Here is a 26,189-nt window from a genome sequence, read left to right as displayed (position 1 = left end):
TGCGGCAGGCGCGTCGGGTGCGCGCGTTATTTGTGCAGGTTCGGCCGGCCGGAGGCCGGGCGCCGGACGCCGATGCAGGCAGGGCGTCCGGGCCATTCTGTCATGTCGATATCTGCGCTTTCATGCCAATTACTGACTTGATCGATTCAGCATTTGAATCGATCAAGTCAGTCGAACGCCCCGGCGCGCATGCCGTCCACCCCGGCGCCATGATGGCGCTCCACGTGGCGCGCGAGAAACTCGACGGCGGCGCGCACGCCGGGCAACTGGCCGCGCCGGTGCGGCATCAGCAGCGTCGTCGTGACGGTGCCCGCCCGCCAGCCGGGCAGCACGCGCGCGAGCGCGCCGGACGCAAGTGCATCGCCCGCGATCCAGTCGGGCAGGCAGGCCATGCCGAGACCGGCCATCGCAGCCTGCAGCAGCAGCGTCGATTCGTCGGCCTGCAGGCGGATGCGCGGCGCCACGTCGACGGTGTCGCCGCCGCGCTGCAGCCGCCACGCCTGCTGGCCCGGGTGGAGCCCGTCGTGCCGTGCGAGGTCGGCCGGCTCGTCCGGTGCGCCGGCACGCGCGAGATAGCCCGGCGATGCAACGACGATGATCGGCGACGTCGCGAGCGGCCGTTGCACGAGCGCGGAATCGGGGAGCGGGGCGAAATGGCTGCGCACCGCGATGTCGAAGCCTTCCTGCGCGATGTCGACGAGGCGGTCGCTCGCATGAATCTGCAGCAGCAGCTTCGGGTGCGCGATGGCCAGCGCCGGCAGGCAGGGCGCGAGGATGTGCTGCGCCACCGGCACCGAACTCGTGATCCGCACGATGCCGGCCGGTTCGGCGGCCTGCCGCAGTACCGCGTCGCGCGCGCTTTCGGCCTCGATCACGGCCGCGCGCGCATGCTCGAAGAATTCGGCGCCCACCGGCGTCAGCCGGAAACTGCGCGACGTGCGATGCACCAGCCGCGCGCCGAGCGTGCGCTCGAGCTCGGCAACGCGCTTGCTCACCGTCGATTTCGGCAGGTCGAGCCGGCGCGCTGCCGCCGACATGCTGCCTGCGTCGACCGCTTGCACGAACAGATAGAGATCGTTCAGATTCACTGTCAGCGTCCACCAGAAGAAACGACAGGTTTCGATTCTAGTGGCTACTGCGTCATCGTTCGCCGTGGGAGCATGACCGCTCGTTCAACTTCTGCGGAATACCCCGATGTCCCCGATCCTTCTCTACGGCATTCCCGCCGGCTGCTCGTTCGGCTCGATCGTCGCGCTCGAATGGGCCGGCCACCCGTACCGGCTGTCGCGCATCACGATGCCGGGCCTTGTGACGAGCGACGCGTTCCTCGTGCTGAATCCCGCCGCCGAGACGCCGGCGTTCGTGACCGCGAACGGCGACGTGCTGACCGAAAGCCTCGCGATCCTGGGCCACGTCGGCGCGCTAGCGCTCGACAGCGGCCTCGCGTTCCGCCAGGGCAGCACGGATTTCGACCGGCTGAACCGGATGCTGGCCTGGTTGAACACGACGTTCTTCAGCGCGTTCGGTGCGCTCTGGCATGTGTACGAACACGGCAGCGAAGGCGCCGAGAAAGCGGCCTTGCAGGCATACGGTCGCGGCAAGGTGCTGAAGGCGCACCGGCATCTCGAAGCGCTGCTCGCGCGAGGCGAGGGCCCATGGCTGCTGGGCGCGCGGCGCACGCTGGCCGACGCGTACTTCGCCGGGATCGCCCGCTGGGCTGACTATCACGCGGTGTTCGAGCACGATGCGTTCCCGCGCATCGCCGCGCTGCGTGCGCGGCTCGCCGACGACGCAGGCGTGCACTTCGCGCATGCAGTCGAGGAAAACCTGCCGCTGCCGGCGTCGTCGGCGTTCGAAGGACATGTCACGCTCGACGACGTACTCGCAAGCGCGCGTGGCCTGGCGATTCCGGCCCGGACGATCTGACCGCGCAATGCGGTCGCCCAAAGGGCGGGCGGTGGCCATATTTTTACCCGGATGATATTGACAGCCTATTTATACCCGGATAAAAATAACGCCATTCCGATTCCTGCCTGCGGGCGACCACGATGACAACCTCCACGCTTCTTCCTTCGTACACGGCCTTCGACGGCCATCGGCGACTCGCGTCGGGCCCGCTCGCGACGGTTGCGCTCGCGGTCAGGCAAGCCGGCGACGCAATGTCCGGCACGATCCTGATCTTCGACGACGCGACGGGCCGCTCGATCGACCTCGACCTGCGCGGCACGGCGGACGATATCCGCGCGCGCTATGCACCGCCGCCGGGCGACGCGCCCGGTGCCGCCGGCGAGCCGGCCGGCACGGGCGAGCAGCGCGGCCGCGGCCGGCCGAAGCTTGGCGTCGTGTCGCGCGAGGTCACGCTGCTGCCGCGTCACTGGGAATGGCTCTGCGCGCAGCCAGGCGGCGCGTCGGTCGCGCTGCGCAAGCTCGTCGAGGACGCGCGGCGCACGCATGCTGCGGCCGACCGACGCCGCGACGCGCAGGCGCGCGCGTACCACTTCATGTCGGCGATGGCGGGCGACCTGCCCGGTTTCGAAGAGGCCGCGCGGGCGCTGTATGCGAACGACCCGGCACGGCTGGCCGAGCTGATCGCCGGCTGGCCGGACGACGTGCGCGACCATGCACTTGCGCTGGCGCGCGGCGACCTGCCGCCGTCCACCGAAGACTGCTGACGGAACGCTCGATGCGATGACCACATTTGACCTGAACCGCGGCGCGATCGCGCCGGTTGCCGATGAAGTCGACGTCGTCGACCTGCGCGTGACCGGCGCCATCCCGCGCGAACTCGACGGCACGCTGCTGCGCAACGGCCCGAATCCGCCGGGCGGGCGCTTCGAAGGGAACGACGTGCTGTCGTGGTGGCCGGAGGCCGCGATGCTGCACGCGATCGCGTTCGAAGCCGGCCGCGCGGCCGGCTACCGGAACCGCTGGGCGCGCACGCGCCGCTGGGCCGCCGTGCATGCGCCGGCGCAGGCGCCGCATCTGCCCGACACCAATCCGAACGTGAACGTGCTGCGGCACGCCGGCGAATTGCTCGCGCTGGCGGAGGGCGGCGCGCCGTTCGCGATCACCGCCGCGCTCGATTCGCTCGGCGTGTCGGCGCGGCACGCGGGCTTCGACGGCGGGATGACCGCGCATCCGAAGGTCGACCCGGAAACGGGCGAACTGATCGCGTTTCGCGCGGACTGGCGCGCGCCGTGGCTGCGCTACGGCGTCGTCGACGCGCAGGGCGGGCAGCGCGTCGACCTCGCGATCGAGGTGCCCGCGCCGTCGATGATGCACGACCTCGCGATCACGGCAACCCGCAGCCTGCTGCTCGACCTGAACGTCGGCTACGACTTCTCGATGCTGAAGCAGGGCCACCGGATGCCGCTGCGCTGGCACGACGACCGGGCGGCGCGCATCGGCGTGATCGCGCGCCACGGCGGCGACGTGCGCTGGTTCGGCGTCGAGCCGTGCTTCATCCTGCACGTCGTGAACGCGTACGACTGCGACGAATCGTGCATCGTGCTCGATGCGGTGCGCTATCCGTGGTACCTGCGGCTCGACGCGCGCACGGGCCGCTTTGCCGACAACCCGGTCGGCGAGTTGTGGCGCTACGTGATCGATACGGCGCACGGGCTGATCGACGAAGGGCCGCTCGCCGACGGCGGCATCGAGCTGCCGCGCATCAACGAAAGCCGGACGGGGCGGCGCTACCGCTATTTGTATGCGGCCGAACAGCCGAACAATGCGGAAATGCGCGGCGTGATGCGCTTCGACCACGCGCGCGGCACGACGACACGCTACGCGGTGCCGGCAGGCGACCAGAACGGCGAGCCCGTGTTCGTGCCGCGCCCGGGCGGCATCGACGAGGACGACGGCTGGCTGCTGGTGATGGTGTACCGCGCGGCGACGGATACGAGCGACGTCGTGATCCTCGATGCGCGCGCGATCGATGCGGGGCCGGTCGCGACCGTACACCTGCCGCGCCGCGTGCCGGCCGGGTTCCACGGCGCGTGGGTGCCGCGCGAGCGCTGAGCGGCCGCGCGCGTCACTGCGCGCGCAGCGCGTCGACGATCTTCAGCCGCGCGGCGCGCATCGCCGGCAGGAACCCGCCGACGAGCCCCATCACGAGCGAGAACAGCAGCGTCTTCACGACGATCGCGGGCGTCAGCACGAAACGGAACGACAGGTCCGAGAAGGTCTGGAAGTTGGTCGTCGAGAACGACGCGAACTGCATCAGCGACGCACACGCGAGCCCCGCGACGCCGCCGACGAAGCCGAGCAGCAGCGCTTCCAGCAGGAACGCGGCGAGCACGTTCATGCGCTTGAAGCCGAGCGCGCGCAGCGTGCCGATCTCGGCGACGCGGTTCGCGACCGACGCATACATCGTGATCATCGCGCCGATCATCGCGGCGATCGAGAAGATCGTCGACAGCGTGATGCCGAGGATGTTGATGAACGTCGACAGCGCCTTCGACTGGTCGCCGTAGAAGGTCTGCTCGCGTTTCGCCTCGTCGGTCAGCCGCGGGTCGACGTCGATGTCGGCCTTGAAGCGCGCGAAGCCGTCGGCGTCCGGGATGCGCAGCACCATCGACGAATAGCTCGTGCGCCGGAACGACTGCATCAGCTGGTCGACGTCGCCCCAGATTTCCGAATCGAAGCCGCTGCCGCCCGCGTCGAAGATGCCGACGATGGTCCAGTCGCGCTGCGCGAAATGCAGGCTGTCGCCGAGCTGCGTACCGCTGAAGCCTTTCGCGATCGCGCTGCCGACGATGATTTCCGACGAGCCGGGCACGAACATGCGGCCGGCCACCAGCTTCACGTGCGGGCGCAGCGCGAGGCCGGACGGCGACACGCCGCGGATCACGACGTTCGACGGCTTGCCGCTCGACGTCTTCACGAGCGAGATCAGCACGACCGCTTCCTTCGACACGAGCGGCCGGCCGTCGCGGCCGAGCGCGACGGCCGGGTGCATCTCGAGCGCGTTGGCCTGCTGGTGGTCGATCGAACTCTGGATCTCGGTTTCGGCGCCCTTGCGGATCACCACGGCGTTGTCGGGTTCGCCGGTCGACACGAGCGTCTGCGTGAGCCCCGCGTCGAGCATCTGGACCGTCGCGAACACGAAGATCACGAGCGCCATCCCGCCCGCGGTGAGCGCGGTGGTGAGCCGCCGGGTCCACAGGTTGCGCGCGATGTAGGTGAGCGGGATCGCCATGCTTCTACCCGATCGCCCGCAGGCCTTCGACGACGCGCACGCGCGCCGCCTGCCACGCCGGCACGATCGCCGCCGCGACGCCAACCGCGACCGAGCACGCGGCCTGCAGCACGACCGTCTCGGTCGACACCCTGAATACCGGGAAGATGCCGCCGGCCGCCTGCTTGAACAGGCTCGCGGCGGGCGGCGTCGCGAGTATCCCGAGCCCGCCGCCGGCCACCGCGATCACGACCGATTCGCCGAATACGATCAGCGCGAGAAAACCGGGGCCGAAGCCGAGCGCCTTCAGCGTCGCGTATTCGGCCGTACGTTCGCGGGCGCTCATCGCCATCGCGTTGGCCATCACGGCCATGATGATCAGGATCACCACGTACGACACCAGGCGGATCGCCGCGATGATCTGGTTCGACATCGCGACGAAGCCGAGCTGGAACGCCTGCTCGGTCTCGGTCAGCGTCTCCGCGAGCGAGTTCTTGAACACCGCGTCGACGTTGCGCGCGATCGTCGCGCCGTCGTCGGGATTCGCGACGCCGAGCACGAATACGCCGACCTGGTCGGCCTGCTTCGGCGTGCGCTGGCGCACCGTCTCGTTCAGGTAGTCCCAGTGGAACACCAGCTGGCGCGTGATCGTCGAATCGTCGCGGCCGTCGAGGATCCCGCGCACGACGAAGTCCCACGTGCCGGGATAGATCGTGCCCTTGAGCGGGATCACGTCGCCGATCTTGAAGCCGAACTGCGTCGCGAGCTGGCGTCCGACCAGGCAGCCGCGGCGGTCGCGGTCATAGTCGGCGCGCTGCTGCGCGGGCAGGATGAATTCCGGATACAGGTCGAGATAGTTCTCCGACACCGCGAAACTCGCGAAGAAGTTCTTCGGGTCGCGGTAGATGCCGCCGAACCAGTTCGAGCGGACCACGGCCGTCACGCCTTCGACGCCGCGTATCCGGTTCTCGTAGCTGACGGGCAGCGGAAACACCAGCGAGATCGCATTGCGCGTGACGAGCCGTCCGCTGGACGCGGCGGCCGCGCCCGCGTACCACGCGTCGACGACCGTGTGCAGCAGCCCGAACGCCAGCACCGCGATCGTGAGCCCGAGCACGGTCAGCAGCGTGCGCAGCCGGTGCCGCAGCGTGTTGCGCGCGATCAGTTTCAGCACGTACATCGCGCGCGCTCCCGCAGCCGGTCAGCCGGCGTGCCCATCGATCAGCTCCCCTTTTTCCAGATGCACGAGCGACCGCGCGGCGCCGGCCGCATGCGCGTCGTGGGTCACCATGATGATCGTCTTGCCGAGCTCGGCGTTCATCCGCTGCAGCATCGCGAGCACGTCGGTGGCCGACGCGCGGTCGAGGTCGCCGGTCGGCTCGTCGGCGACGATCAGCACGGGATCGGTGATCAGCGCGCGAGCGATCGCGACACGCTGCTGCTGGCCGCCCGACAGCTCGGACGGGTAGTGGCTGGTCCGGTCGCCGAGGTTCACCATGTCGAGCACCAGCTCGACGCGCTCGCGCCGCTCGCGGCGCGACAGGTGCGTGAGCATCAGCGGCAGCTCGACGTTCTCGAACGCGGTGAGCACGGGCATCAGGTTGTAGAACTGGAAGATGAAGCCGACGTTCGCCGCGCGCCATTCGGCCAGTTGCGCCTCCGCGAGCTGCGAGATATCGAGGCCGCCCACGTGCAGCTCGCCGCTGTCGGGCCGGTCGATGCCGGCCACCAGGTTCAGCAGCGTGCTCTTGCCGGAACCCGACGGCCCCATCAGCGCGACGAAGTCGCCTTCGCCGATGTCGAGCGTGATGTCGGTCAGCACGGGCACGATCTGGTTGCCGCGCCGGTACGACTTCGCGACGTGGCTGATCTCGACGAGGGGCGGCGGCGCGTCGTTCACGCTGGCGGCTACTTCTTCGCGACGGTCACTTTCGCGCCGTCCTTCAGCTTCGCGCCCGGCGCGAGCACGATCGTGTCGCCGGGTTTCACGCCGCGGATCGCGACGAGCTCGCCGATCCGCATGCCGGCCGTGACGGCCGCCGCGTGCACGGTGTCGTCCTTCACGACGAACACGACCGGCCGGCCGTCGCGCTCGACGACCGCGCTTGCCTGTACGGCCGTCACGGGCTGCCGGTCCTGCGCCGACACGGGCTTCGACAGAAACGCGATCTTCGCGCTCATGTCGGGCAGCGCGCGGTCGTCGCGGTCGACGAAGCGCACCTTCACGAGCACGGTGGCCTTCGAGCGGTCGACGGTCGGCACGATGCGCGACACGCGGCCCGCGAAGCGCAGGTCGGGCAGCGCGTCGAGCAGGATCTCGCAGGGCTGCTCGGCGCGGATTTTCGCGATGTTCGATTCGGCGACGTCGGCTTCGACCTCGAGCGTGTCCATGTCGGCGATCGTCACGACCGCGCCCTTGCTGTCCGACGCGGACGAGAACGGTGTGATGTTGTCGCCGACGTTCGCGTGCTTCGCGAGCACGATCCCGTCGAACGGCGCGCGGATCACCGTCTGGTCGACTGCGACCTGCGCGGCCTGCGCGTTGGCGTCGGCGGACACGATCGTGGCCTCGCCGCTGCTGAGCGACGCACGCGCCTTGTTCACGCGGGCCGTATCGATGTCGAGCTGCGCGGCCGGCACGGCGCCCCTCGGCGCGAGCGCCGCAGTGCGGCGCAACGCGATTTCGGCGTCCTTCAGCTCGGCCTGCTGCACGCCGAGGTTCGCACGGGCGACCTTCGCCTGCGCCAGCGCCTGTGCCCGCGACGCCTCGACGTCACGGCTTTCGAGGCGCGCGATGATCTCGTCCTTCTTCACGCGCGTGCCTTCGAGCACGCCGAGCCATTCGACGCGCCCCTGGCCCTTCGACGCGACCGCGGCCTTGCGCTGCGGCACGACGTAGCCGGTCGCATTGAGTTGCGTGTCGTTCTGGTACGGGTACGCGGACGTGACGGACGTGGTTTCGACCGTCGGCCGGCCCGTGAGCGCGACGCCGGCGACGATCGCGACGACGGCGAGTGCGGCGGCGACCGCATAGCGGACCCACCGGCGCCGGCGTGGCGCCGGTGCGATCGGACGCCGGTCGATTTTCAGTTTGTCCAGATTGTGATCGGGCAATTTGAGCGCCTCGCGACGGCGGCGGTCTGGCGACCGGCCGCGATCCGGTTTCCGGGGAAAGGGACGGATGGACGCCCAGTATAGCGTCGCGGGGCAGCGCGCGAGAGCCGGTTTGCCGGGCCGCCGCGGCCGCCGGCGGACGGGCCCCGCGATGGCGGATACGCCTGCCGGGGTGGCCGGAAGCCGGCGTCGTCGGGGAAAACCCGAGACGCGCGAGCCGCGTGTCAACTCGCCGCGACGGCGGCGCGTTATGGAGCCAGTACGTCAGTCTTTGTCGCGGCGAAACGGCGCAAGCCGGCCGCCCGGCGGCGGCCGGAAACCCCGGCGCGACTGGCGTTCCGATGCGAATGCCTCGCATCTCTTACCGGTACGTTTGACTATTTCTCCGCTAAAGGAAGAACAATGAAGAAGACGCTCGCTTCGATCATGACCGCAGCATTCGCACTCGCATCGGTTTCGGCATTCGCACAGGAGACGGCATCGGCGCCGGTAGGCGACGCGATGGCTCCCGCTTCGGCACCGATGAAGAAGGATCACAGCAAGCCGAAACACCAACTGAAGACCCACGGTTCGGCGAAGGGCAAGGCGAAGGCCGCTGCTGCTTCGGCTGCTGGCACGAACGACAAGGGCGCGGCAAACTAAGCGCTTCGCCCCGGGGCCGGCATTGCCGGCCGTCCGTCGAAAAACCCCGCATGCTTCGGCATGCGGGGTTTTGTTTTTTCAGGCGTCGCCACGGCCGGACAGAGGCGCCGGCGCGCGCATCGCGTCGACCACCGAACGCATGCGCCGCCAGTGCGAGCCTTCCCAGAACACGCGCCGGCACACGTCGCACGCGGCGAAGCGCCGGTGCCGCTGCCGGACGCCGTCCGGCACGCGCGGCGCGGCAGCGGCCGCGTCGAGCGGATGCAGCGGAGCATTGCAGCGCAGGCACAGCCGGAACGGCCGCATGTGCGGCGCGAGGTCGAGCCGCTCGAACAGCTCGCGTAGCTGGTCGGCCGGCTGCAGCGCGTGCAGGTAGCAGCCGCGTGCGACCGCGCGCCGCTTGAGCAGCTCGCGGTCGCGGGTCAGCACGATCCGGCCCTCGCGGCCGGCGAGCGCCGCGAGCTCGTCGTCGCGGTAGTGGTTGTCGTAGCAGGTGTCGAAGCCGGCGAGGCGCAGCAGTTGCGCGAGGCCGCCGAGATGCGCGTCGGCGACGAAGCGCCATTGTTCCGGTTGCGGCGCGGTTGCACCGTTCGCCGCCGGCTGCGCGCGCTCCGGAAAGGCTTCGACACGGTCGCCGTCGTCGAGCGGGCGGTCGAGCGCGGCCGGCGTGTCGTTCACGCGGAGCCGGCCGATTTCGGTATGCGGTACGCCGAGCGCCTCGATCGCGTGCTTCACCGTCGCATCGCGTGCGCACGCGTGCCCGAACGCGCGGTCGCGCTGTGCGCGCGGGAGAAAGGCGTTCAGTTCGCCATGGAAGCGGAAGGTCGCGGTCGCCATCCGTGCAGTATCGCACCGCGCATGGCCGAAGGCAGGCGCTGCAGACGGCCGGCATCTGTGTTTAACTCCCCGCTTCACGGAGCGAAGGAGCGGGCAATGGATCTCGGGTTTATCGGGCTGGGCGAAATGGGGCAGGCGATCGCGACGAACCTGCTGAAGGCGGGCCACACGGTGCGGGTCTGGAACCGTTCGCGCGAGCGTGCCGAGCCGCTCGCGGCATTCGGCGCGCAGATCGTCGACACGCCGGCCGATGCGTTTCGCGGCGACGCGGTGTTCTCGATGCTCGGCGACGACGCGGCCGTGCGCGCCGTGTTCGACGACGCGCTGCTCGCGCAGGCGCCGCGCGGCCTGATCCACGTGAACATGGCGACGGTGTCGGTCGCGCTGGCCGAATCGCTCGCGCATGCACACGCGTCGCGCGGCCTCGACTACGTCGCCGCGCCGGTGATGGGCCGGCCCGACGTCGCGGCCGCCGCGCGCCTGACGATCATGGCGGGCGGTCCCGCCGAGGCGATCGACCGCGTGCAGCCGCTGTTCGACGCGATCGGCCAGAAAACCTGGCGCTTCGGTTCGTTGCCGCAGCATGCGAACGTCGCGAAGATCGCCGCGAACTTCACGCTAGCGTCGGCGATCGAGACGCTCGGCGAGGCGTCCGCGCTGCTCGGCGCGCATGGCGTCGCGATGCGCGACTTCCTCGACGTGATCACGAACAGCGTGTTTCCGGGGCCCGTCTACGAAGGCTACGGTTCGATGATCGCCGAGCGGCGCTACGAGCCCGCGCGCTTCAAGGCGCGCCTCGGGCTGAAGGATGTGCGGCTCGCGCTGGAGGCCGGCGACGCCACGTCGGTGCCGCTGCCGGTGGCGAGCGTCGTGCGCGACAGCCTGCTCGACGCGCTCGCGCACGGCGGCGGCGAGCAGGATTTCGCGGTGCTCGGCGAAGTCGCGCTGCGCCGCGCGGGCCGCTGATCCCGGGCGCGACAGAAGCGCGGTGCGCACGGCATAATCAGCGTTTCTTCTTTCTTCTTTCTTTCAGGCTGAGGCGGTCATGAACCTGCATACGTGGTGGCTTTTCGTGGCGACGGTGTTCGTCGTGTCGGCGATTCCTGGCCCGAACATGCTGCTCGTGATGACGCACGGCGCGCGGCACGGGCTGCGGCGCTCGTCGGCGACGATGGCCGGCTGCCTGACCGCGCTGGTGCTGATGCTGTCGGTGTCGGCGGCGGGGCTCGGCGCGGTGCTCGAGGCATGGCCGGCGATGTTCAATACGCTGCGTTTCGCGGGTGCGGCTTACCTCGTCTATCTCGGCGTGAAGGCGTGGCGCGCGCGCGTGGACGACGCGCCGTCGGCCGCCGACGTCGAAACCGTGTCGCGCCAGGCTGCGCCGGCGTCGCGCTGGACGCTGTTCCGCAACGGCTTCCTGGTTGCGGGCAGCAACCCGAAGGCGATCCTGTTCGCGGCTGCGCTGCTGCCGCAGTTCATCAACGCGGCCGAGCCGACGCTGCCGCAGATCGGCATCCTCGTCGTCACGTTCGCGGTGATCGAGGTGAGCTGGTATCTCGTCTACGCGTCGTTCGGCACGCGTATCGGCGCGACGCTGAAGAGCCAGAGCGTCGCGAAGGTCTTCAACCGGCTGACGGGCGGGTTGTTCGTCGGCTTCGGCGCGATGATGGCGCTGGTCCGTCACTGATTCCGGGCTGACCGAGGCACGCCGAACGCCCCGTCCCTTGCAAGAGGGCGGGGCGTTCGTCTTTTCGCGTCCGCTTCACATGCGCGGGCGAATCGACGCAGCCGCGCCGGTCCGGCGTCCGGCCGAGAGCTCGAACAGGGCTGCCGCGCCGGCAAACGCGAATCCGACCCCGACCCCACACACGGCACTCCATCCGCCCCAGGCCCACGCGCTGCCCGCGAGCGCCGCGCCGAGCGCGCCGCCGCCGACGAACAGCCCGTTCAGGCGGCCGCGCGCGGCGCCGGCATCGGCATTGCGCCGCCGAACGCGCTGGCGCGCAGTGCGCATCGCGATGCGCTGAGGGTGGTGGAAACGGCGGGGCTGGAGACGCGGATCAACGTGTGGATCGTGCACGGCGCGCTGCCGGGCCGGCTGGTGCGGCCTGTCGCGCTGCTGCGCGACGTGCTGGGCGAGGTGCTCGACCGGGAGAACGGGAAGGGGTCAGATGAAGTGGAAGCGAACTAGAGGCAGCATTCGAGGGAAAATCCTTATTTTCTCTACGGAAATGTTGCATTGCGGAAACCGATTCGCTATAGTTGCACCTGTCTCCTCCATGTCTCCTCTGATATGGATTCAGCCCGCCTCTTAGGCGGGCTTTTTTTTGCCTGCGATTTTGCCGCGGCTTTCCATTCGTCGTCCGTCGCCGGGCTCAGAACTTGTAGGTCATCCCGACGTAGCTGATGATCGGGTCGGCTTTCAGGTCCGATTTCGACTCGGCGAGCACCGAACCATCGGCTGCCTTGATCGTCACCGTCGACGTCGTCTTCAGCGGGATGTACGTCACCGACGCGATCAGCCCGAAATGCTCCGTCATGTTGTACTGCAGGCCCGCGTTGAACACCGGCTGCCATGACGACGACGCCTTCGCCTCCACCGATGTCGTACCCGGCTTGCCCGCGCCCGCCGCGAGAATCGCGCCGAGGTTGTCCTGCGTCTGCTTGATGAAGTTCGTGTTGAGCTGCAGGTCGCTGAACCAGTTGTACGACACGCCGAGGCCGAGGAACGGCCGGAACTTCGCGGTTGCCTGCCCGAAGTAGTACTGCAGCAGCACGGCCGGGCTCCACTGCCGTACGCTCTTCACGATCGGGTTGACCGACGCGAGCCCGATGTTCTGCGTGCCGAGCGCGCCGGCCGGGCCGGGCGGCTTGATCGTGCCCTGGCCCGACACCTTGAACACCGGCGGCACGCCGGCCACCGACGTGACCGCGATGTGGTCGGTCAGGAAGTGGCTGACCGTCAGGCCGACGGTGTCGGCGCCGCTCGTGCGCAGCCCCGTGCCCGGCGACGTGAACGACGGCGGCAGCCGCAGCGGCGTGTTGATCGGCGTCGGCGCGACGTTGGTCGTCATCGGCGTGCTGCTCTGCTGCGGCATCACGTGGAACCAGCCCAGCGTGACGACGTTGCTGCCGGCGCTCTGCGCGTGCGCCGCGAGCGGCGCCAGTGCGGCGGCGCCCGCCGCCGCGCAGAGAAGGGTTTTCTTCATCACGGCTTCCCTCCGCTTACTGGACGAACGCGCCGATCGTGAAATACGGCGTCGATCCCGCGTTATCGAGGAAACCGAACACGCCACCCGAGAAGATGAACTTGCCGGTCGGCGACGTGCTGCCCGAACCTGTGTGGATCGTCGTGACCGTGCCCGGCACCTTCTGCGTGTAGTCGAGGTCGAGCACTCTCGTGAGCGACGCCTGAGACGGCTGGAACGGATCGAGCAGCGTCGCCTGGGTGTTGATCAGCGCGGTGGTCCGGTAGTTGAACTCGCTGTCGACGCCGATGTACTCGCCGTTCTGCGAGCCGGCGGCGATCGCCGTCTGCGGCGCGAGGATCGAGATGCTCGATTCGTCGTCGGCGGTGAGGCCCGGCACGCCGTTGCTGTCGGGCGTCGGGTTCGGGTTCGCGACGCCGGTGCGCACGAGGATCGGCACGAGCTGGTTGCGCAGCTTGCCGACGATCATGAAGCCCTTGCCCTGCGGCGTTGCCGACAGCGTCGGCTTCAACTGGCTGCTGTAGTTGTTCGACTGGAACGCGCCGCTGCCGTCCGCGGACTGCACGAAGTTCGTGCCCTGCTGCAAGCACGCGCCGCCGGCGAACTGGCCGGTCGTGTCGCACTTGGTCCACGAGCCGTCCGCGTTGATCGTCACCTTCGCGTCGATCGACGCGGGCGCGAAGTTCTGCGACGGTACTTCGCCGAAGCCGACATGGCTGTATGTGCCCGCAACGTTCGCGATGTTGGTCTCGATCGACGAGAAGCCGATGAACGGGTAGTACGGGAATTTCGTGTCGGGCACCGCGGCCTGGCCGAGCACGCCGTTGAACTGGATTTCCTTGCCGGGAATCGTGCCGCCGGCGACGCCGAAGCCGACGAAGATCCGTGCCGGGCGCGTCGCGTCGAGGCTTGCGCCGTTCAGGCGGAACGCGCACTGGTTCAGCTTGTTGGTCGGCAGCAGCGTTTCCTGCGTGAGCGTGCCGCTGTCGACGGTGCCCGCGCGGGTCGGCACGACGGTGCCGGTCGTTTGCGGAACCGGCGATTCGACGTACGTCACCTGCCAGGTCATCTTGGTCGTGTCGAGCTGGACCTTGGCGAGTTCGCCGCTGCCCGCGCCGCCCGTAAACACGGTGCTGTAGTCGAGCGACGCAGGACAGAGCCGGTCTTCGACGAGCGGGGGCGGGTTGTCGCTGCCGCCGCCGCAGGCGGAAAGAAGGGGGGCGGCAAGGGCCGCCGCCAGAATGAGGTTGCGCTTCATGTTGCTCCTCCAGATTTGTCTTGTGTGGCGGCCAGCTCCCTGTCGGCCGCTTCTGTTGCTTGTGCTCGTCCTGCGTGCGCGGTGCCGCGCGCTTCGTGCGTCACGCGGCGGCGGGCGGGCCGTCGCCGCGTCCCGGATCGCTACTTGCTGATCTGCGCGCCCACGCCGAAGTACGGTGTCGACGAAGTCGTCGAGTTCGCCGACGTCGACGTGACGCCGCCGTTCACCGTGCCCTGCACGAGCGCCGCGTACAGCCCGCCCGTCGCGATCACCACGCCCGAAGCGGACGGGTAGGTCGCGCCGCTCGGCGGCGTCGTCTTCGCGTTCAGCAGGCCCGGCGTCGCCTGGCCGTAGTCGAGCGTGAAGCCGTCTTCCTCGGCCTGCGTGGTCGGGTTGATGAACGACGCGTTGCTGCCGCGGATCAGGGCGGCCGTGTACTTGAAGTTCGAGTCCGCGCCTGCGTAGCCGCCGTCGATCGCGCCCGACGTGATCGCCGTCGCCGCGCCGAGCACTGCGATGCCCGATTCGTCGTCGACCTGCGCGTCGGTGTGCAGCGGCGGCGTACCGAGGTTCACGTTGCCCGTGCGCACGATCACCGGCACCGTCGCGCCGTTGAGCTGGCCGATCACCATGTGCGCGGTCGCCGACTTGCCGGTCGCGCCGACGATCGGCAGTTGCGTCTGCGGCAGCGTCTGCGGTGCCTTCGTGCTGTCGAAGTAGCCGCCTTTCGCGCTCGTCTTCCACGGGTCGCCGGTCGTCTGGCAGCCGCCCGAACCGGCCGACGTGCATGCGCCGTTCGCGTCGAACGTCTCGCTCGAGTTCGAGCCCTTCGTCGCGTAGTTGCCCGACGGCACGAGGTGGTAGATCAGCGCGTTGTACGTGCCCGGCAGCTTCGACAGGTCGGTCGTCGTGTTCGCGAAACCGAGGAACGGATAGAAATCGAAGTGGCGGTTCGGCACCTGGCCGACGTTCTGCACGACGCCCGGGATGATCGTCAGCCCGTCGTACTGGATCGTCGCGCCGGGAATGCCGCCGCCCGCGACGCCCATGCCGACGAGCAGCATCGGCGGGTTCGCCTGGTTGAAGTCGGCGGCCGTCGAGTAGGTCGAGCCGTCCGGCGCGGGGCCCGTGCCCGGCGTGAGGACGAACGCGCAGCGCGTCTGCTCGGCGGTCGGCAGCGTGCCGGTCGGCGGGTGGATGACCTTGCCGGTGATCGTCGTGCCGACGCGGCTGGGCGTGACGGTGCCCGTCTTCAGCGGAATCGGCGATTCGAGCCACTTGAGCGTGTACGTCATCGCGACCGCGTCGATGTTGACGCTGACGATCTCGCCGCTACCGGCACCGCCGAGATACGTGCTCTTCACGATGTCGGCGTTGGCCGGACACAGTGAACCGTTGACGGGTTGTGACGGCGGCGGCCCTTGCGTGCCGCAGCTCGATCCGGAACATTGGGGCGCATTGATCGGCGCGAGCGCGCCGCCGGAATCCCCTCCACCACATGCAACCAGGAAAGGGGCAATGGCAAAGGCCGTTGCCACCCCCTTCGATAAGGCGTGCGACATGCCGCTGTCTCCAATCGTTTAATTGTGCGAGCTAATGTCGCCGCCTGGATTTTTGCTGTCAATTGATGAACCCGTCTAAAAAAGGCGATTGAAACGGGTGTCGCGTTTTCAATCCTTGTCCGACATGGCATTCAGTAAGAATTAAAACGGGCGAGGGGCTGCCGAAAGCTGCCGGAGTGGGGAATGTGCGACGCCGGGCAGGCTGTCGAAGGGCCTTCCCGCGTATAACGGCAGCGTTTAAAGCAGCGGTATCCGGTTTATCCCTATTCGGGATTGACTGGATAAAGAGGCGGTTGGTTAATTCGCTGGTAATCGCGCAATGGAAAGCTTGTAAATATTTGTAAATGCGCGAACAGGATTTTATTTATTGCCTGATACGGGTAAATAAAAAGCCGGCCAGCGGCCGGCTTTGCATCGCAAGAGAGGATGATCAGCGCGTGAGGCCCGCGTCCTCGGCCGAGCCGATGGCGAGGTTCATGCACTGGATCGCGGCGCCCGACGCACCCTTGCCGAGGTTGTCGAGGCGCGCGACCGTGACGAAGCGCTCTTCGTTGCCGAACACGAACAGGTCGACCCGGTTCGTGTCGTTGTTCGCCTGCACGTCGAAGAAGCCGCTGTCGAGGTTGGCGTCCGCGTCGAACGGCGCGACGCGCACGAACGCTTCGTTCGCGTAGTACTCGGCGAACACGCGCTGCACGTCCTGCGGCGTCGCGCGCTTCGCGAGCTGGTCGGGCGTGAAATAGGTCGTCACAGCGAGACCCTTCAGGAACGGGCCGACGATCGGCGTGAAGATCGGCGGGTTCGCGAGGCCCGTGTGCGCGGCCATTTCCGGCAGGTGCTTGTGCGTGAGGCCGAGCGCGTACGGGCGCGGGCTCGCGAGCTTGCCGCCCGGTGCCGCGTTCTCGTAGTCGGCGATCATCGACTTGCCGCCGCCGCTGTAGCCGGTGATCGAGTAGCTGTGCGCGGCGAACGTCGGTGCGACGATGCCCGCATCGACGAGCGGGCGCATCGCGAGCACGAAGGCCGATGCGTGGCAGCCCGGCACTGCGACGCGCTTCGACGTGCGAATCTTCTCGCGCTGCGCGCGGGTCAGTTCGGGCAGGCCGTAGGCCCAGTCGGCGCTGGTGCGGAACGCGGTGCTCGCGTCGATCAGCGTCGTGTTCGGGTTCTCGACGAGCGAGGCCGATTCGCGCGACGCGACGTCCGGCAGGCACAGAAACGTGACGTCCGACGCGTTGATCAGGCGGCGGCGCTCGTCGACGTCCTTGCGCTTCGCTTCATCGATGCGCAGGATCTCGATGTCGTTGCGCGCCGACAGGTATTCGAAGATCTTGAGGCCGGTCGTGCCTTCCTGGCCGTCGACAAAAACTTTGGTGCTCATTTCGCTCTCACTGAATGAAACGGGGGCCCGCGCCCGGAAACCGCCATTTTAAGACGTCATCCGGCGGGCCTGCACCGCGCGGGGCGAAAAAAAGACGGCCGGCGGGCCGTCTTGTGTCCCTTTGACGCCCGCCGGCGCGGGCGCCCGGGGCCGGCTCAGCGGCTGCCGGCAACCCAGCGTGCCGTCGCTTCGGCGACGCGCCGGCCAAATGCCTTCCCGGTCTCGAGGTCGCCCGGCAGCGGGCCCTCGTCGGGCGTCGCATCCGCCGGCGACTGCGCGAGCAGGCCCGTGGAGCCGCCGAGGTAGTTGATGTCGTTGCGCGTGGCCGCCTTCGAGTTGGCCGGCATCAGGCTCGTGCCGACCCACACCATCCCATGCTGCATCGACAGCGTGACGAAATATTGAATCGTCGAGAACTTGTCGCCGTTCATCGTCGCGGAGTTCGTGAAGCCCGCGGCGATCTTGTCTTTCCACTTCTGCGTGAACCACGCTTTCGACGTCGCGTCGGCAAACTGCTTGAACTGTGCCGACGGGCCGCCCATGTAGGTCGGCGCGCCGAAGACGATCGCGTCGGCCGCGTCGAGGGCGGCCCAGCCCGCGTCGTCGAGGTCGCCGACGGCGATCAGGCGTACGGTCGCGCCGGCGTCCTGCGCGCCCGCGTGAACGGCCTCGGCCAGTTTCTGCGTGTGACCGTAGCCGCTGTGATAGACGATGACGATGTTCGACATGAAGCGTTCTCCGGAAAGGGACGGGAACGGCGGCCGCAGCGGCCTGCCGCGTCACGCGTCGCCGGCGGGCGGCGCGACCGATGCGCGGCGTGTGGGGCCGCGACCGGTGACGACGAGTCTAGCAAGCCGAAATGACGGGAAAACGCGCGCATGCGGCGCACTGAAATTCACTGTGGCCGGCAATCGCGGCGCGGCGTCCGTCACTGCCCGTAGCTGACGGTGAATTGCGCGGTGCCGATCGCGAGCGTGCCGATCTCGTGCTCGAACATCGGCGCGGGGCGGCCCTGCGCGACGCGCAGGTCGCTGCCCTTCAGCGCGTAGACGGTGATCACGTAGCGATGCGGCTTGCCGGGCGGCGGGCACGGGCCGCCGTAGCCGTCGATCCCGAAATCGTTGCGCGCCTCGCTCGCGCCGATGCGCCGCAGGAAGCCGGACGCGCTCGCGTCGGCGGGCAGGCTCGTGACCGTGGCCGGGATGACCGCCACGGCCCAGTGCCACCAGCCGTGCCCGGGCGCGTCGGGATCGAAGATCGTGACCGCGTAGCCGCGCGTGCCGGGCGGCGGGTTGTGCCAGCTGAGTTGCGGCGAGCGGTTCGCGCCCTTGCAGTCGCCGCGATCGAACACGTTCGCGGCGCGGACGCGCCCGCCGGGCGTCAGGTCGTCGCTCGACACGGTGAACGGGCCTTCCGGATGCGCGGGCAGCGCCGCGAAGACGGCGCTGCAAAGGAGGAGGGCGAGGAACGGAGACGGGCGACCCGATGGCGCAGGCGGAGTGATCCGGCGATCCACACGCATATGGCGCTTCTCCCGTCACGTGGGCCGGGCCGATGCTCCCGGCGTTGTTGGCGTTGTGCGTTGCCCGCGTCGCTGATGGCGACGATGGATCAAGTCTAGCATTAGGGTTCGATGAGCGATGCACACCGCGACCCGCGGTCGCGACCGGTTCCTGCGCGGGACGAGGGACGAAAAAAAGCCGCCTGCGGTGAAGCAGGCGGCTTGTTCAGCCAGGGCGCCGGCATGCGTGCCGGCGCGGCGTCACTCCTGGGCGCCCGTCGCGCCGCCGTGCGCGGCCGACCACTCGGCCGGCGCGTGCAGGAACTTCTCGACTTCGTCGAGCGTCTTCGTCTCGAAGTAGCCCGATGCCTTCGCGATGCGCAGCACGTCCCACCACGTCGCCAGCGCGTGCAGGTCGACGTCGATGTCCTTCAGGACCGACACGCTTTCCTTGAAGATGTTGTAGTGGAACAGCACGAAGCAGTGGTTCACCGTCGCGCCCGCGGTGCGCAGCGCGTTGATGAAGTTGATCTTGCTGCGGCTGTCGGTCGTCAGGTCTTCCACCAGCAGCACGCGCGAGCCTTCTTCCAGATGGCCTTCGATCTGCGCGTTGCGGCCGAAACCCTTCGGTTTCTTGCGCACGTACTGCATCGGCACCATCATCCGGTCCGCGATCCACGCCGCGAACGGGATGCCGGCCGTTTCGCCGCCCGCCACCGCGTCGATCTGCTCGAAACCGATGTCGCGCAGGATCGTCGTTTCCGCCATTTCCATCAGGCCGCGGCGCACACGCGGATACGAGATCAGCTTGCGGCAGTCGATATAAACGGGGCTTGCCCAGCCCGACGTGAAGACGAAGGGTTTTTCGGCGTTGAAGTGCACCGCCTGCACTTCGAGCAGCATTTTGGCGGTCGTATCCGAGATCGACTGACGATCGTAGCCTGTCATGGGCATTCCTTGGGTGTTGAGCGAGGAGCGGGCGCGGGCCCGGTGGCGCAGCAAGGGGAACCTGCCCAGAGGGCCGGGGCGCGATCGGAGGACCAATCGCATCGCTGCGCGCGTAGCCCGACATTTTACCCGATTCAGGCCGGTTTTCGGCGGAATTCGCGCAGGTTCGCGATGCGGCTCACCACCGGTGAAACAAGCGGGGGCGGACCGCTCGCGTGCCGATGCCGGGGATGCCGCGCTGCACCAACATGTGTCATGCGCGGGGTGTACACTAGGCGACCCTTAGAAATCGTTCAGTACTTTGTACTTTCCTCTTGCCACCCGCCAAGGTTCGATGGCGTGCCCACCCGGCGCGTCGCGTGCCGTCTCGCAGTCGACCATCCCCTCGATTCAGGCAGACGCGGCCCAAGGTGCTGTGTACTGAACCGTCAAAATTTCGCATGTCTCTCGCAGGTCAATCATGGACGAACAACTGAAGCAGGCCGCTCTCGCTTATCACCTGAACCCGAAACCCGGCAAGATTTCGGTCACCCCCACCAAGCCGCTGTCGAACCAGCTCGACCTGTCGCTCGCGTATTCGCCGGGCGTCGCCGCTGCGTGCGAGGCGATCCACGCCGATCCGCTCGACGCGCAGAAGTACACGTCGCGCGGCAACCTCGTCGGCGTCATCACGAACGGCACGGCCGTGCTCGGTCTCGGCAACATCGGCCCGCTCGCCGCGAAGCCGGTGATGGAGGGCAAGGGCTGCCTCTTCAAGAAGTTCGCGGGCATCGACGTGTTCGACATCGAACTGTCGGAGTCCGACCCCGACAAGCTCGTCGATGCGATCGCGATGCTCGAGCCGACGCTCGGCGGCATCAACCTCGAGGACATCAAGGCGCCGGAATGCTTCTACATCGAGCAGAAGCTGCGCGAGCGCATGAAGATCCCCGTCTTCCACGATGACCAGCACGGCACCGCGATCATCGCGTCGGCCGCGATCCTGAACGGCCTGAAGGTCGTCGGCAAGAAGCTGTCCGAAGTGAAGCTCGTGTGCTCGGGCGCCGGCGCTGCGGCCATCGCGTGTCTGGACCTGCTGGTGAATCTCGGCCTGACGAAGTCGAACATCCTCGTCGCCGATTCGAAGGGCGTGATCTACGAAGGGCGCGGCAATCTCGATCCGTCGAAGCAGCGCTATGCGGCGACCACCGACGCGCGTACGCTCGCCGACGCGATCGTCGGCGCGGACGTGTTCCTCGGCTGCTCGAGCGCGGGCGTGCTGAAGCAGGACATGGTCAAGACGATGGGCGACCGGCCGCTGATCCTGGCGCTCGCGAACCCGGAACCGGAAATCCGCCCGGAAGACGCGAAGGCCGTGCGCCCGGACGCGATCGTCGCGACCGGCCGTTCGGACTACCCGAACCAGGTCAACAACGTGCTGTGCTTCCCGTTCATCTTCCGCGGCGCGCTCGACGTCGGCGCGACGACGATCACGGAAGAAATGAAGCTCGCGTGCGTGCGCGCGATCGCCGAGCTGGCCCAGGAAACCGACCAGAGCGAGGAAGTCGCGAAGGCGTATGAAGGCCACTCGCTCGAATTCGGGCCGGACTACCTGATTCCGAAGCCGTTCGACCCGCGCCTGATCATCAAGATCGCGCCGGCCGTCGCGCAGGCTGCGATGGATTCGGGCGTCGCGACGCGTCCGATCCAGGACATGGACGCGTACCGCGAGCAGCTCGGCGCGACCGTCTACCGCACCGGCATGGTGATGCGCCCGGTGTTCGCGACCGCGAAGAAGAAGCAGGCCCGCGTCGTGTTCGCCGAGGGCGAGGACGAGCGCGTGCTGCGCGCCGCGCAGTTCGTGCTGCAGGAAAAGATCGCGCAGCCGATCATCGTCGGCCGTCCGTCGGTCGTCGAGATGCGCCTCGCGAAGATCGGCTCGAAGCTGAAGGCCGGTGTCGATTTCGAAATCGTCAATCCGGAAGACGACACGCGCTACCACCGCTACTGGCAGGCGTACCACGACATCGCTGCGCGCGACGGCGTGACGCCGGAAGTCGCGAAGGCCGCGATGCGCAAGTTCAACACGCTGATCGGCGCGATGCTCGTGCACCTGGGCGATGCGGACGGGATGATCTGCGGGATGATCGACACGTTCCACAGCCACCTGAAGTTCATCGAGCAGGTGCTGGGCCGTGCGCAGGGCGCCGAGCATTTCGCGGCGATGAACCTGCTGATGCTGCCGGGCCGCAACCTGTTCCTGTGCGACACGTACGTGAACGAGCAGCCGAGCGCCGAACAGCTCGCCGACATGACGATCCAGGCCGCGGCCGAGATCGAGCGCTTCGGCATCGCGCCGAAGGCTGCGCTGCTGTCGAACTCGAACTTCGGCAGTGCGCCGTCGTCGTCGTCGCGCCGGATGGCCGAGGCCCGCAAGCTGATCGTCGAACGTGCGCCGAACCTGGAAGTCGACGGCGAAATGCACGGCGACGCAGCGCTGTCGGAAGTGATCCGCAAGCAGGCCTTCCCGGGCACGACGCTGTCGGGCGAAGCGAACCTGCTGATCATGCCGAACGTCGAAGCCGCGAACATCGCGTACAACCTGCTGAAGATGGTCGGCGGCGAAGGCGTGACGGTCGGCCCGTTCCTGCTCGGCGCCGCGCAGCCGGTCCACATCCTGACGCCGGCCGCGACCGTGCGCCGGATCATCAACATGACGGCCGTCGCCGCCGCGAACGTGAACACGAAGTAAGTTCGCGCCTGCGTGTGCCGCGCTTCAGGCGCGGCGCAATGAAAAACGCCACGGAACCCGCGTTCCGTGGCGTTTTTTTATCGTGAACCGCTGCCGGCGCGGGCGGGCGTCCGAGCTGCGAATACCCGCCGCGTGCCGTTACGCGACCTGCTGATGCGACTGGCCGCCCGCCGGCGAACGCCACTTCGTGAGCAGCGTGTTCCACTTCTGGCGTACCGCGCGCAGGTTGTTCTCCTTCACGTGGCCGTAGCCGCGAATGCCGTCCGGCAGCGCCGCGAGCTCGAGTGCGAGCGGGCGGTTGGCCGCGTTCAGCTTGGCCGTCACCTCGTCGATCAGCGCTTCGTACTCGCCGATCAGCGCGCGCTCGGTGCGGCGCTCCCCGGTGCGACCGAACGGGTCGAGCCCCGTGCCGCGCAGGAACTTCGCCTTCGCGAGCAGCCGGAACGCCGACATCATCCACGGGCCGTACGCCTTCTTCACGAGATGGCCGTGCGCGTCCGTCTTCGCGAACAGCGGCGGCGCGAGGTGGAATTTCAGCTTCCAGTCGCCTTCGAACTGCGCGGACAAACGTGCGAGGAATGCGGGATCGGACTGCAGCCGCGCGACCTCGTATTCGTCCTTGTAGGCCATCAGCTTGAACAGGTTGCGCGCGACCGCTTCGGTCAGTTGCTCCTGCACCGTGTCGCCGTCCGCCAGCGCGCGCTCGGCCGCGCGCACCTTGTCGACGAACGCCGCATAGCGCGATGCGTACGCGGCGTTCTGGTACGCGGTGAGGAATTCCACGCGCTTCGCGATCAGTGCGTCGACCGCCTTCTTCGTGTGCAGCGCGATCACCGTGGCGCCTTGCGCGGAGCGCGCATCGCCGGCCGCGGCGTGCTTCACGCTTGCCAGGTCGTACGCGGCGCGCCGGCCCCAGTCGAAGGCCGCGCGGTTCTTCTCGACCGACACCGCGTTCAGCTCGATCGCGCGTTCGAGCGACGCGAGCGTGAGCGGCAGCCAGCCTTTCTGCCACGCGTAGCCGAGCACGAACGGGTTCGTGTAGATCGCGTCGCCGAGCAGCGCGACCGCGAAGCGGTTCGCGTCGATGAAATCGACGGCAACGCCTGCCGCCGCGCGGATGTCGTTCTCCGCGGATACGCCGGGGAACGTCCAGTTCGGGTTCTTGATGAACTCGGCGGTCGGCGTTTGCGCGCTGTTGACGACCACGCGCGTCGTGTCGTGCCGCATCCGCGACGTGCACTCGTCGCCCGCCGTGACGATCGCGTCGCAGCCGATCACGAGGTCGGCTTCGCCCATCGCGATCCGCGTCGCGTGGATGTCGGTCGGCGCGTGCGAGATCTGCACGTGGCTCATCACGGCGCCGCCCTTCTGCGCGAGGCCGGTGACGTCGAGCACGGTCACGCCCTTGTTCTCGAGGTGCGCGGCCATCCCGAGCAGCGCGCCGATCGTGACGACGCCCGTGCCGCCTACACCCGTGACGAGCACGCCGTACGCGCGGTCGATGTCCGGCAGCGTGGGTTCCGGGATCGGCGGCAGCGCATTGCCGTCGACCGAAACCGCCTTCGGCTTCTTCAACTGGCCGCCCTCGACCGTGACGAAGCTCGGGCAGAAGCCCTTCACGCACGAGAAGTCCTTGTTGCAGCTCGACTGGTTGATCTGGCGCTTCGTGCCGAACTCGGTTTCCAGCGGCTCGACCGACAGGCAGTTCGACTGCACCGAGCAGTCGCCGCAGCCTTCGCACACCGCTTCGTTGATCACGACGCGCTTCGCCGGGTCCGGATAGGTGCCGCGCTTGCGGCGGCGGCGCTTCTCGGTCGCGCAGGTCTGGTCGTAGATCAGGATCGTCGTGCCGGCGATCTCGCGCAGCTCGCGCTGCACGTCGTCGAGCTGGTCGCGGTGATGGATCGTCACGCCCGGCGCGAGCAGCGCCTTCTGGCTGTCGTACTTCTCCGGCTCGTCGGTGACGATCACGATCTTCTTCGCGCCTTCGGACGCGAGCTGGTGCGTGATCTGCGGCACCGTCAGCACGCCGTCGACCGGCTGGCCGCCCGTCATCGCGACCGCGTCGTTGTAGAGGATCTTGTAGGTGATGTTCGCCTTCGACGAGATCGCCGCGCGCACCGCCAGCAGGCCCGAGTGGAAATAGGTTCCGTCGCCGAGGTTCGCGAACACGTGCTTCTCGTCCGTGAACGGCGCCTGGCCGATCCACGGCACGCCTTCGCCGCCCATCTGGCTGAAGGTGCTCGTGCTGCGATCCATCCACACGGTCATGTAGTGGCAGCCGATGCCGGCGATCGCGCGCGAGCCTTCCGGCACGTTGGTCGACGTGTTGTGCGGGCAGCCCGAGCAGAACCACGGCTTGCGCTCGGTCTGCACGTGCGGCTTCGCGAGCGCCATTTCCTTCGCGTTGATCACCGCGAGCCGCGCGGCGATGCGTGCGCGCACGTCGGACGGCAGCTCGAACTTCTCGAGGCGCGTCGCGATCGCCTTCGCGATGATCGCGGGCGACAGTTCGTAGTGCGCGGGCAGCAGCCAGTTGCCCATCGGCACCGACCATTCGCCGCCGGCGCCGTCCTTCTCGTCGAACTTGCCGAACACGCGCGGCCGTTGCCCGTCGGGCCAGTTGTACAGCTCTTCCTTGATCGCGTATTCGAGGATCTGGCGCTTTTCCTCGACCACCAGGATTTCGTCGAGGCCGCGCGCGAATGCCTGCGCACCCTGCGCTTCGAGCGGCCACACGCAGCCGACCTTGTAGAGCCGGATGCCGATCCGCGCGCAGGTTTCGTCGTCGAGGCCGAGATCGGTCAGCGCCTGGCGCACGTCGAGGTACGCCTTGCCGCCGGTCATGATCCCGAAGCGCGCGCTCGGCGAGTCGATCTCGATCCGGTCGAGCTTGTTCGCGCGCACATAGGCGAGCGCCGCGTACCACTTGTAGTCGAGCAGCCGCGCTTCCTGCACGAGCGGCGGGTCGGGCCAGCGGATGTTCAGGCCGCCGTCCGGCAGGATGAAGTCGGTCGGCAGCACGATCTCGGTGCGATGCGGGTCGATGTCGACCGACGCCGACGATTCGACGACGTCCGTCACGCACTTGAGCGCGACCCACAGGCCCGAGTAGCGGCTCATCGCCCAGCCGTGCAGGCCGAAATCGAGATATTCCTGCACGTTGGACGGGAACAGTACCGGCAGCCCGCAGGCCTTGAAGATGTGCTCGGACTGGTGCGCGAGCGTCGACGATTTCGCCGCGTGGTCGTCGCCGGCGAGCACCAGCACGCCGCCGTGCTGCGACGAGCCGGCCGAGTTCGCGTGCTTGAACACGTCGCCGGTGCGGTCGACGCCCGGGCCCTTGCCGTACCACATGCCGAACACGCCGTCGTGCTTCGCGCCGGGATACAGGTTCACCTGCTGCGAGCCCCACACGGCGGTGGCGGCGAGATCTTCGTTGATGCCGGGCTGGAAGACGATCTGGTGGGCCGCCAGGTACTGCTTGGCTTTCCAGAGCGACAGATCGAGGCCGCCGAGCGGCGAACCGCGATAGCCGGAGATGAAGCCGGCCGTATTGAGACCGGCGGCGCGGTCGCGTTCCTGCTGGAGCATCGGCAGGCGTACGAGGGCCTGGATGCCGCTCATGTACGCGCGACCGCGTTCCAGTGTGTATTTGTCATCAAGCGTGACGGACTTCAGCGCGGCTTCTAGCGACGCGCGTTGGCCTGCGTCTAGCGGGGCATTCATTAACAGTCTCCTCCACCCAGTTTGGGATCACCAAAACTCGACTGCTCCGGCGTCTTGTGAACGCGTCGGCAGTGGCCGGCATATTGGCCGGTTTTAAG

General features: G+C 68.1%; 22 protein-coding genes and 1 pseudogene. 8 read left to right on the top strand and 15 right to left on the bottom strand.

Annotation, left to right across the window (positions count from 1 at the left end; translation table 11 throughout):
• Window positions 1–167: 167 nt before the first annotated feature.
• Complete coding sequence (locus tag JYG32_RS13385; RefSeq protein WP_249744540.1) at window positions 168–1,088, bottom strand: LysR family transcriptional regulator; 921 nt, start codon at window positions 1,086–1,088, stop codon at window positions 168–170.
• 106 nt (window positions 1,089–1,194) lie between these two features.
• On the opposite strand from JYG32_RS13385, the gene JYG32_RS13380 reads away from it, so the two are divergent.
• From JYG32_RS13380 to JYG32_RS13370, 3 genes are all read left to right on the top strand, one after another.
• The gene (locus JYG32_RS13380; protein WP_213263785.1) at window positions 1,195–1,926 is read left to right on the top strand and encodes a glutathione S-transferase family protein; all 732 of its coding nucleotides are present in this window, start codon (window positions 1,195–1,197) and stop codon (window positions 1,924–1,926) included.
• A 122-nt stretch (window positions 1,927–2,048) separates the two neighbouring features.
• Entirely contained in the window at window positions 2,049–2,672 is a 624-nt protein-coding gene (locus JYG32_RS13375) for a DUF2239 family protein (RefSeq protein ID WP_213263784.1), read from the top strand.
• A 16-nt stretch (window positions 2,673–2,688) separates the two neighbouring features.
• Entirely contained in the window at window positions 2,689–4,020 is a 1,332-nt protein-coding gene (locus JYG32_RS13370; protein ID WP_174384244.1) for a carotenoid oxygenase family protein, read from the top strand.
• 13 nt (window positions 4,021–4,033) lie between these two features.
• Here the strand turns inward: JYG32_RS13370 and JYG32_RS13365 are convergent, their stop codons facing one another.
• From JYG32_RS13365 to JYG32_RS13350, 4 genes are read right to left on the bottom strand one after another with little or no spacing between them, the layout of a single operon-like run.
• Window positions 4,034–5,200 (bottom strand): ABC transporter permease, encoded by a 1,167-nt coding sequence (locus JYG32_RS13365; RefSeq protein WP_174384245.1) that lies wholly within the window; start codon window positions 5,198–5,200, stop codon window positions 4,034–4,036.
• Between the two features lie 4 nt (window positions 5,201–5,204).
• Window positions 5,205–6,359, bottom strand: coding sequence for an ABC transporter permease (locus JYG32_RS13360; RefSeq protein WP_213263783.1), 1,155 nt, complete (start codon window positions 6,357–6,359; stop codon window positions 5,205–5,207).
• A gap of 21 nt (window positions 6,360–6,380) precedes the next feature.
• Window positions 6,381–7,079, bottom strand: coding sequence for an ABC transporter ATP-binding protein (locus tag JYG32_RS13355; RefSeq protein ID WP_174384247.1), 699 nt, complete (start codon window positions 7,077–7,079; stop codon window positions 6,381–6,383).
• An 8-nt stretch (window positions 7,080–7,087) separates the two neighbouring features.
• Entirely contained in the window at window positions 7,088–8,293 is a 1,206-nt protein-coding gene (locus tag JYG32_RS13350; protein ID WP_213263782.1) for an efflux RND transporter periplasmic adaptor subunit, read from the bottom strand.
• Between the two features lie 402 nt (window positions 8,294–8,695).
• Between JYG32_RS13350 and JYG32_RS13345 the strand changes: the two genes are divergently transcribed.
• Window positions 8,696–8,935 (top strand): hypothetical protein, encoded by a 240-nt coding sequence (locus tag JYG32_RS13345; protein ID WP_174384249.1) that lies wholly within the window; start codon window positions 8,696–8,698, stop codon window positions 8,933–8,935.
• A gap of 78 nt (window positions 8,936–9,013) precedes the next feature.
• Here JYG32_RS13345 and JYG32_RS13340 read toward each other — a convergent pair whose 3' ends face one another.
• Window positions 9,014–9,772, bottom strand: coding sequence for a Mut7-C RNAse domain-containing protein (locus tag JYG32_RS13340; protein WP_213263781.1), 759 nt, complete (start codon window positions 9,770–9,772; stop codon window positions 9,014–9,016).
• A gap of 96 nt (window positions 9,773–9,868) precedes the next feature.
• On the opposite strand from JYG32_RS13340, the gene JYG32_RS13335 reads away from it, so the two are divergent.
• Both JYG32_RS13335 and JYG32_RS13330 read left to right on the top strand, forming a co-directional pair.
• The gene (locus JYG32_RS13335) at window positions 9,869–10,738 is read left to right on the top strand and encodes an NAD(P)-dependent oxidoreductase (RefSeq protein WP_213263780.1); all 870 of its coding nucleotides are present in this window, start codon (window positions 9,869–9,871) and stop codon (window positions 10,736–10,738) included.
• A gap of 79 nt (window positions 10,739–10,817) precedes the next feature.
• Complete coding sequence (locus tag JYG32_RS13330) at window positions 10,818–11,459, top strand: LysE family translocator (protein ID WP_213263779.1); 642 nt, start codon at window positions 10,818–10,820, stop codon at window positions 11,457–11,459.
• A gap of 75 nt (window positions 11,460–11,534) precedes the next feature.
• Here JYG32_RS13330 and JYG32_RS13325 read toward each other — a convergent pair whose 3' ends face one another.
• Window positions 11,535–11,786 (bottom strand): hypothetical protein, encoded by a 252-nt coding sequence (locus JYG32_RS13325; protein ID WP_283842718.1) that lies wholly within the window; start codon window positions 11,784–11,786, stop codon window positions 11,535–11,537.
• On the opposite strand from JYG32_RS13325, the pseudogene JYG32_RS13320 reads away from it, so the two are divergent.
• Window positions 11,727–11,963: pseudogene (locus tag JYG32_RS13320) on the top strand (LysR family transcriptional regulator); the annotation flags it as partial. The gene JYG32_RS13325 and the pseudogene JYG32_RS13320 sit on opposite strands and share 60 nt — an antisense overlap.
• Before the next feature lie 184 nt (window positions 11,964–12,147).
• On the opposite strand, the gene JYG32_RS13315 reads toward JYG32_RS13320, so the two are convergent.
• From JYG32_RS13315 to JYG32_RS13285, 7 genes are all read right to left on the bottom strand, one after another.
• The gene (locus JYG32_RS13315; RefSeq protein WP_072443188.1) at window positions 12,148–12,981 is read right to left on the bottom strand and encodes an OmpW/AlkL family protein; all 834 of its coding nucleotides are present in this window, start codon (window positions 12,979–12,981) and stop codon (window positions 12,148–12,150) included.
• Window positions 12,982–12,997: 16 nt separating this feature from the next.
• The gene (locus tag JYG32_RS13310) at window positions 12,998–14,239 is read right to left on the bottom strand and encodes a DUF2957 domain-containing protein (protein WP_213263778.1); all 1,242 of its coding nucleotides are present in this window, start codon (window positions 14,237–14,239) and stop codon (window positions 12,998–13,000) included.
• A gap of 140 nt (window positions 14,240–14,379) precedes the next feature.
• Window positions 14,380–15,801, bottom strand: a complete 1,422-nt coding sequence (locus JYG32_RS13305) for a DUF2957 domain-containing protein (protein WP_174382537.1) — start codon at window positions 15,799–15,801, stop codon at window positions 14,380–14,382.
• Window positions 15,802–16,231: 430 nt separating this feature from the next.
• On the bottom strand, window positions 16,232–17,182 hold the full coding sequence (argC, locus tag JYG32_RS13300) for an N-acetyl-gamma-glutamyl-phosphate reductase (protein ID WP_213263777.1): 951 nt from the start codon (window positions 17,180–17,182) through the stop codon (window positions 16,232–16,234).
• 155 nt (window positions 17,183–17,337) lie between these two features.
• Window positions 17,338–17,910 (bottom strand): flavodoxin family protein, encoded by a 573-nt coding sequence (locus tag JYG32_RS13295; RefSeq protein ID WP_213263776.1) that lies wholly within the window; start codon window positions 17,908–17,910, stop codon window positions 17,338–17,340.
• A 200-nt stretch (window positions 17,911–18,110) separates the two neighbouring features.
• A complete protein-coding gene (locus JYG32_RS13290; RefSeq protein ID WP_213263775.1) occupies window positions 18,111–18,704 on the bottom strand; it encodes a YbhB/YbcL family Raf kinase inhibitor-like protein in 594 nt (197 codons plus the stop codon).
• A gap of 240 nt (window positions 18,705–18,944) precedes the next feature.
• The gene (locus JYG32_RS13285) at window positions 18,945–19,631 is read right to left on the bottom strand and encodes an orotate phosphoribosyltransferase (protein WP_213263774.1); all 687 of its coding nucleotides are present in this window, start codon (window positions 19,629–19,631) and stop codon (window positions 18,945–18,947) included.
• 460 nt (window positions 19,632–20,091) lie between these two features.
• On the opposite strand from JYG32_RS13285, the gene JYG32_RS13280 reads away from it, so the two are divergent.
• Window positions 20,092–22,362 carry an NADP-dependent malic enzyme gene (locus JYG32_RS13280; RefSeq protein WP_213263773.1) on the top strand — a complete coding sequence of 757 codons (2,271 nt, stop codon included), beginning with the start codon at window positions 20,092–20,094 and terminating at the stop codon, window positions 22,360–22,362.
• A 138-nt stretch (window positions 22,363–22,500) separates the two neighbouring features.
• Here the strand turns inward: JYG32_RS13280 and JYG32_RS13275 are convergent, their stop codons facing one another.
• Window positions 22,501–26,091 carry an indolepyruvate ferredoxin oxidoreductase family protein gene (locus JYG32_RS13275; RefSeq protein ID WP_213263772.1) on the bottom strand — a complete coding sequence of 1,197 codons (3,591 nt, stop codon included), beginning with the start codon at window positions 26,089–26,091 and terminating at the stop codon, window positions 22,501–22,503.
• Between the last annotated feature and the right edge of the window lie 98 nt (window positions 26,092–26,189).

Source organism: Burkholderia pyrrocinia, assembly GCF_018417535.1.
GTDB lineage: Bacteria > Pseudomonadota > Gammaproteobacteria > Burkholderiales > Burkholderiaceae > Burkholderia > Burkholderia pyrrocinia_E.
Note: the sequence above shows the minus strand (reverse complement) of the source record. Positions and strands in the feature narration are given on the sequence as shown.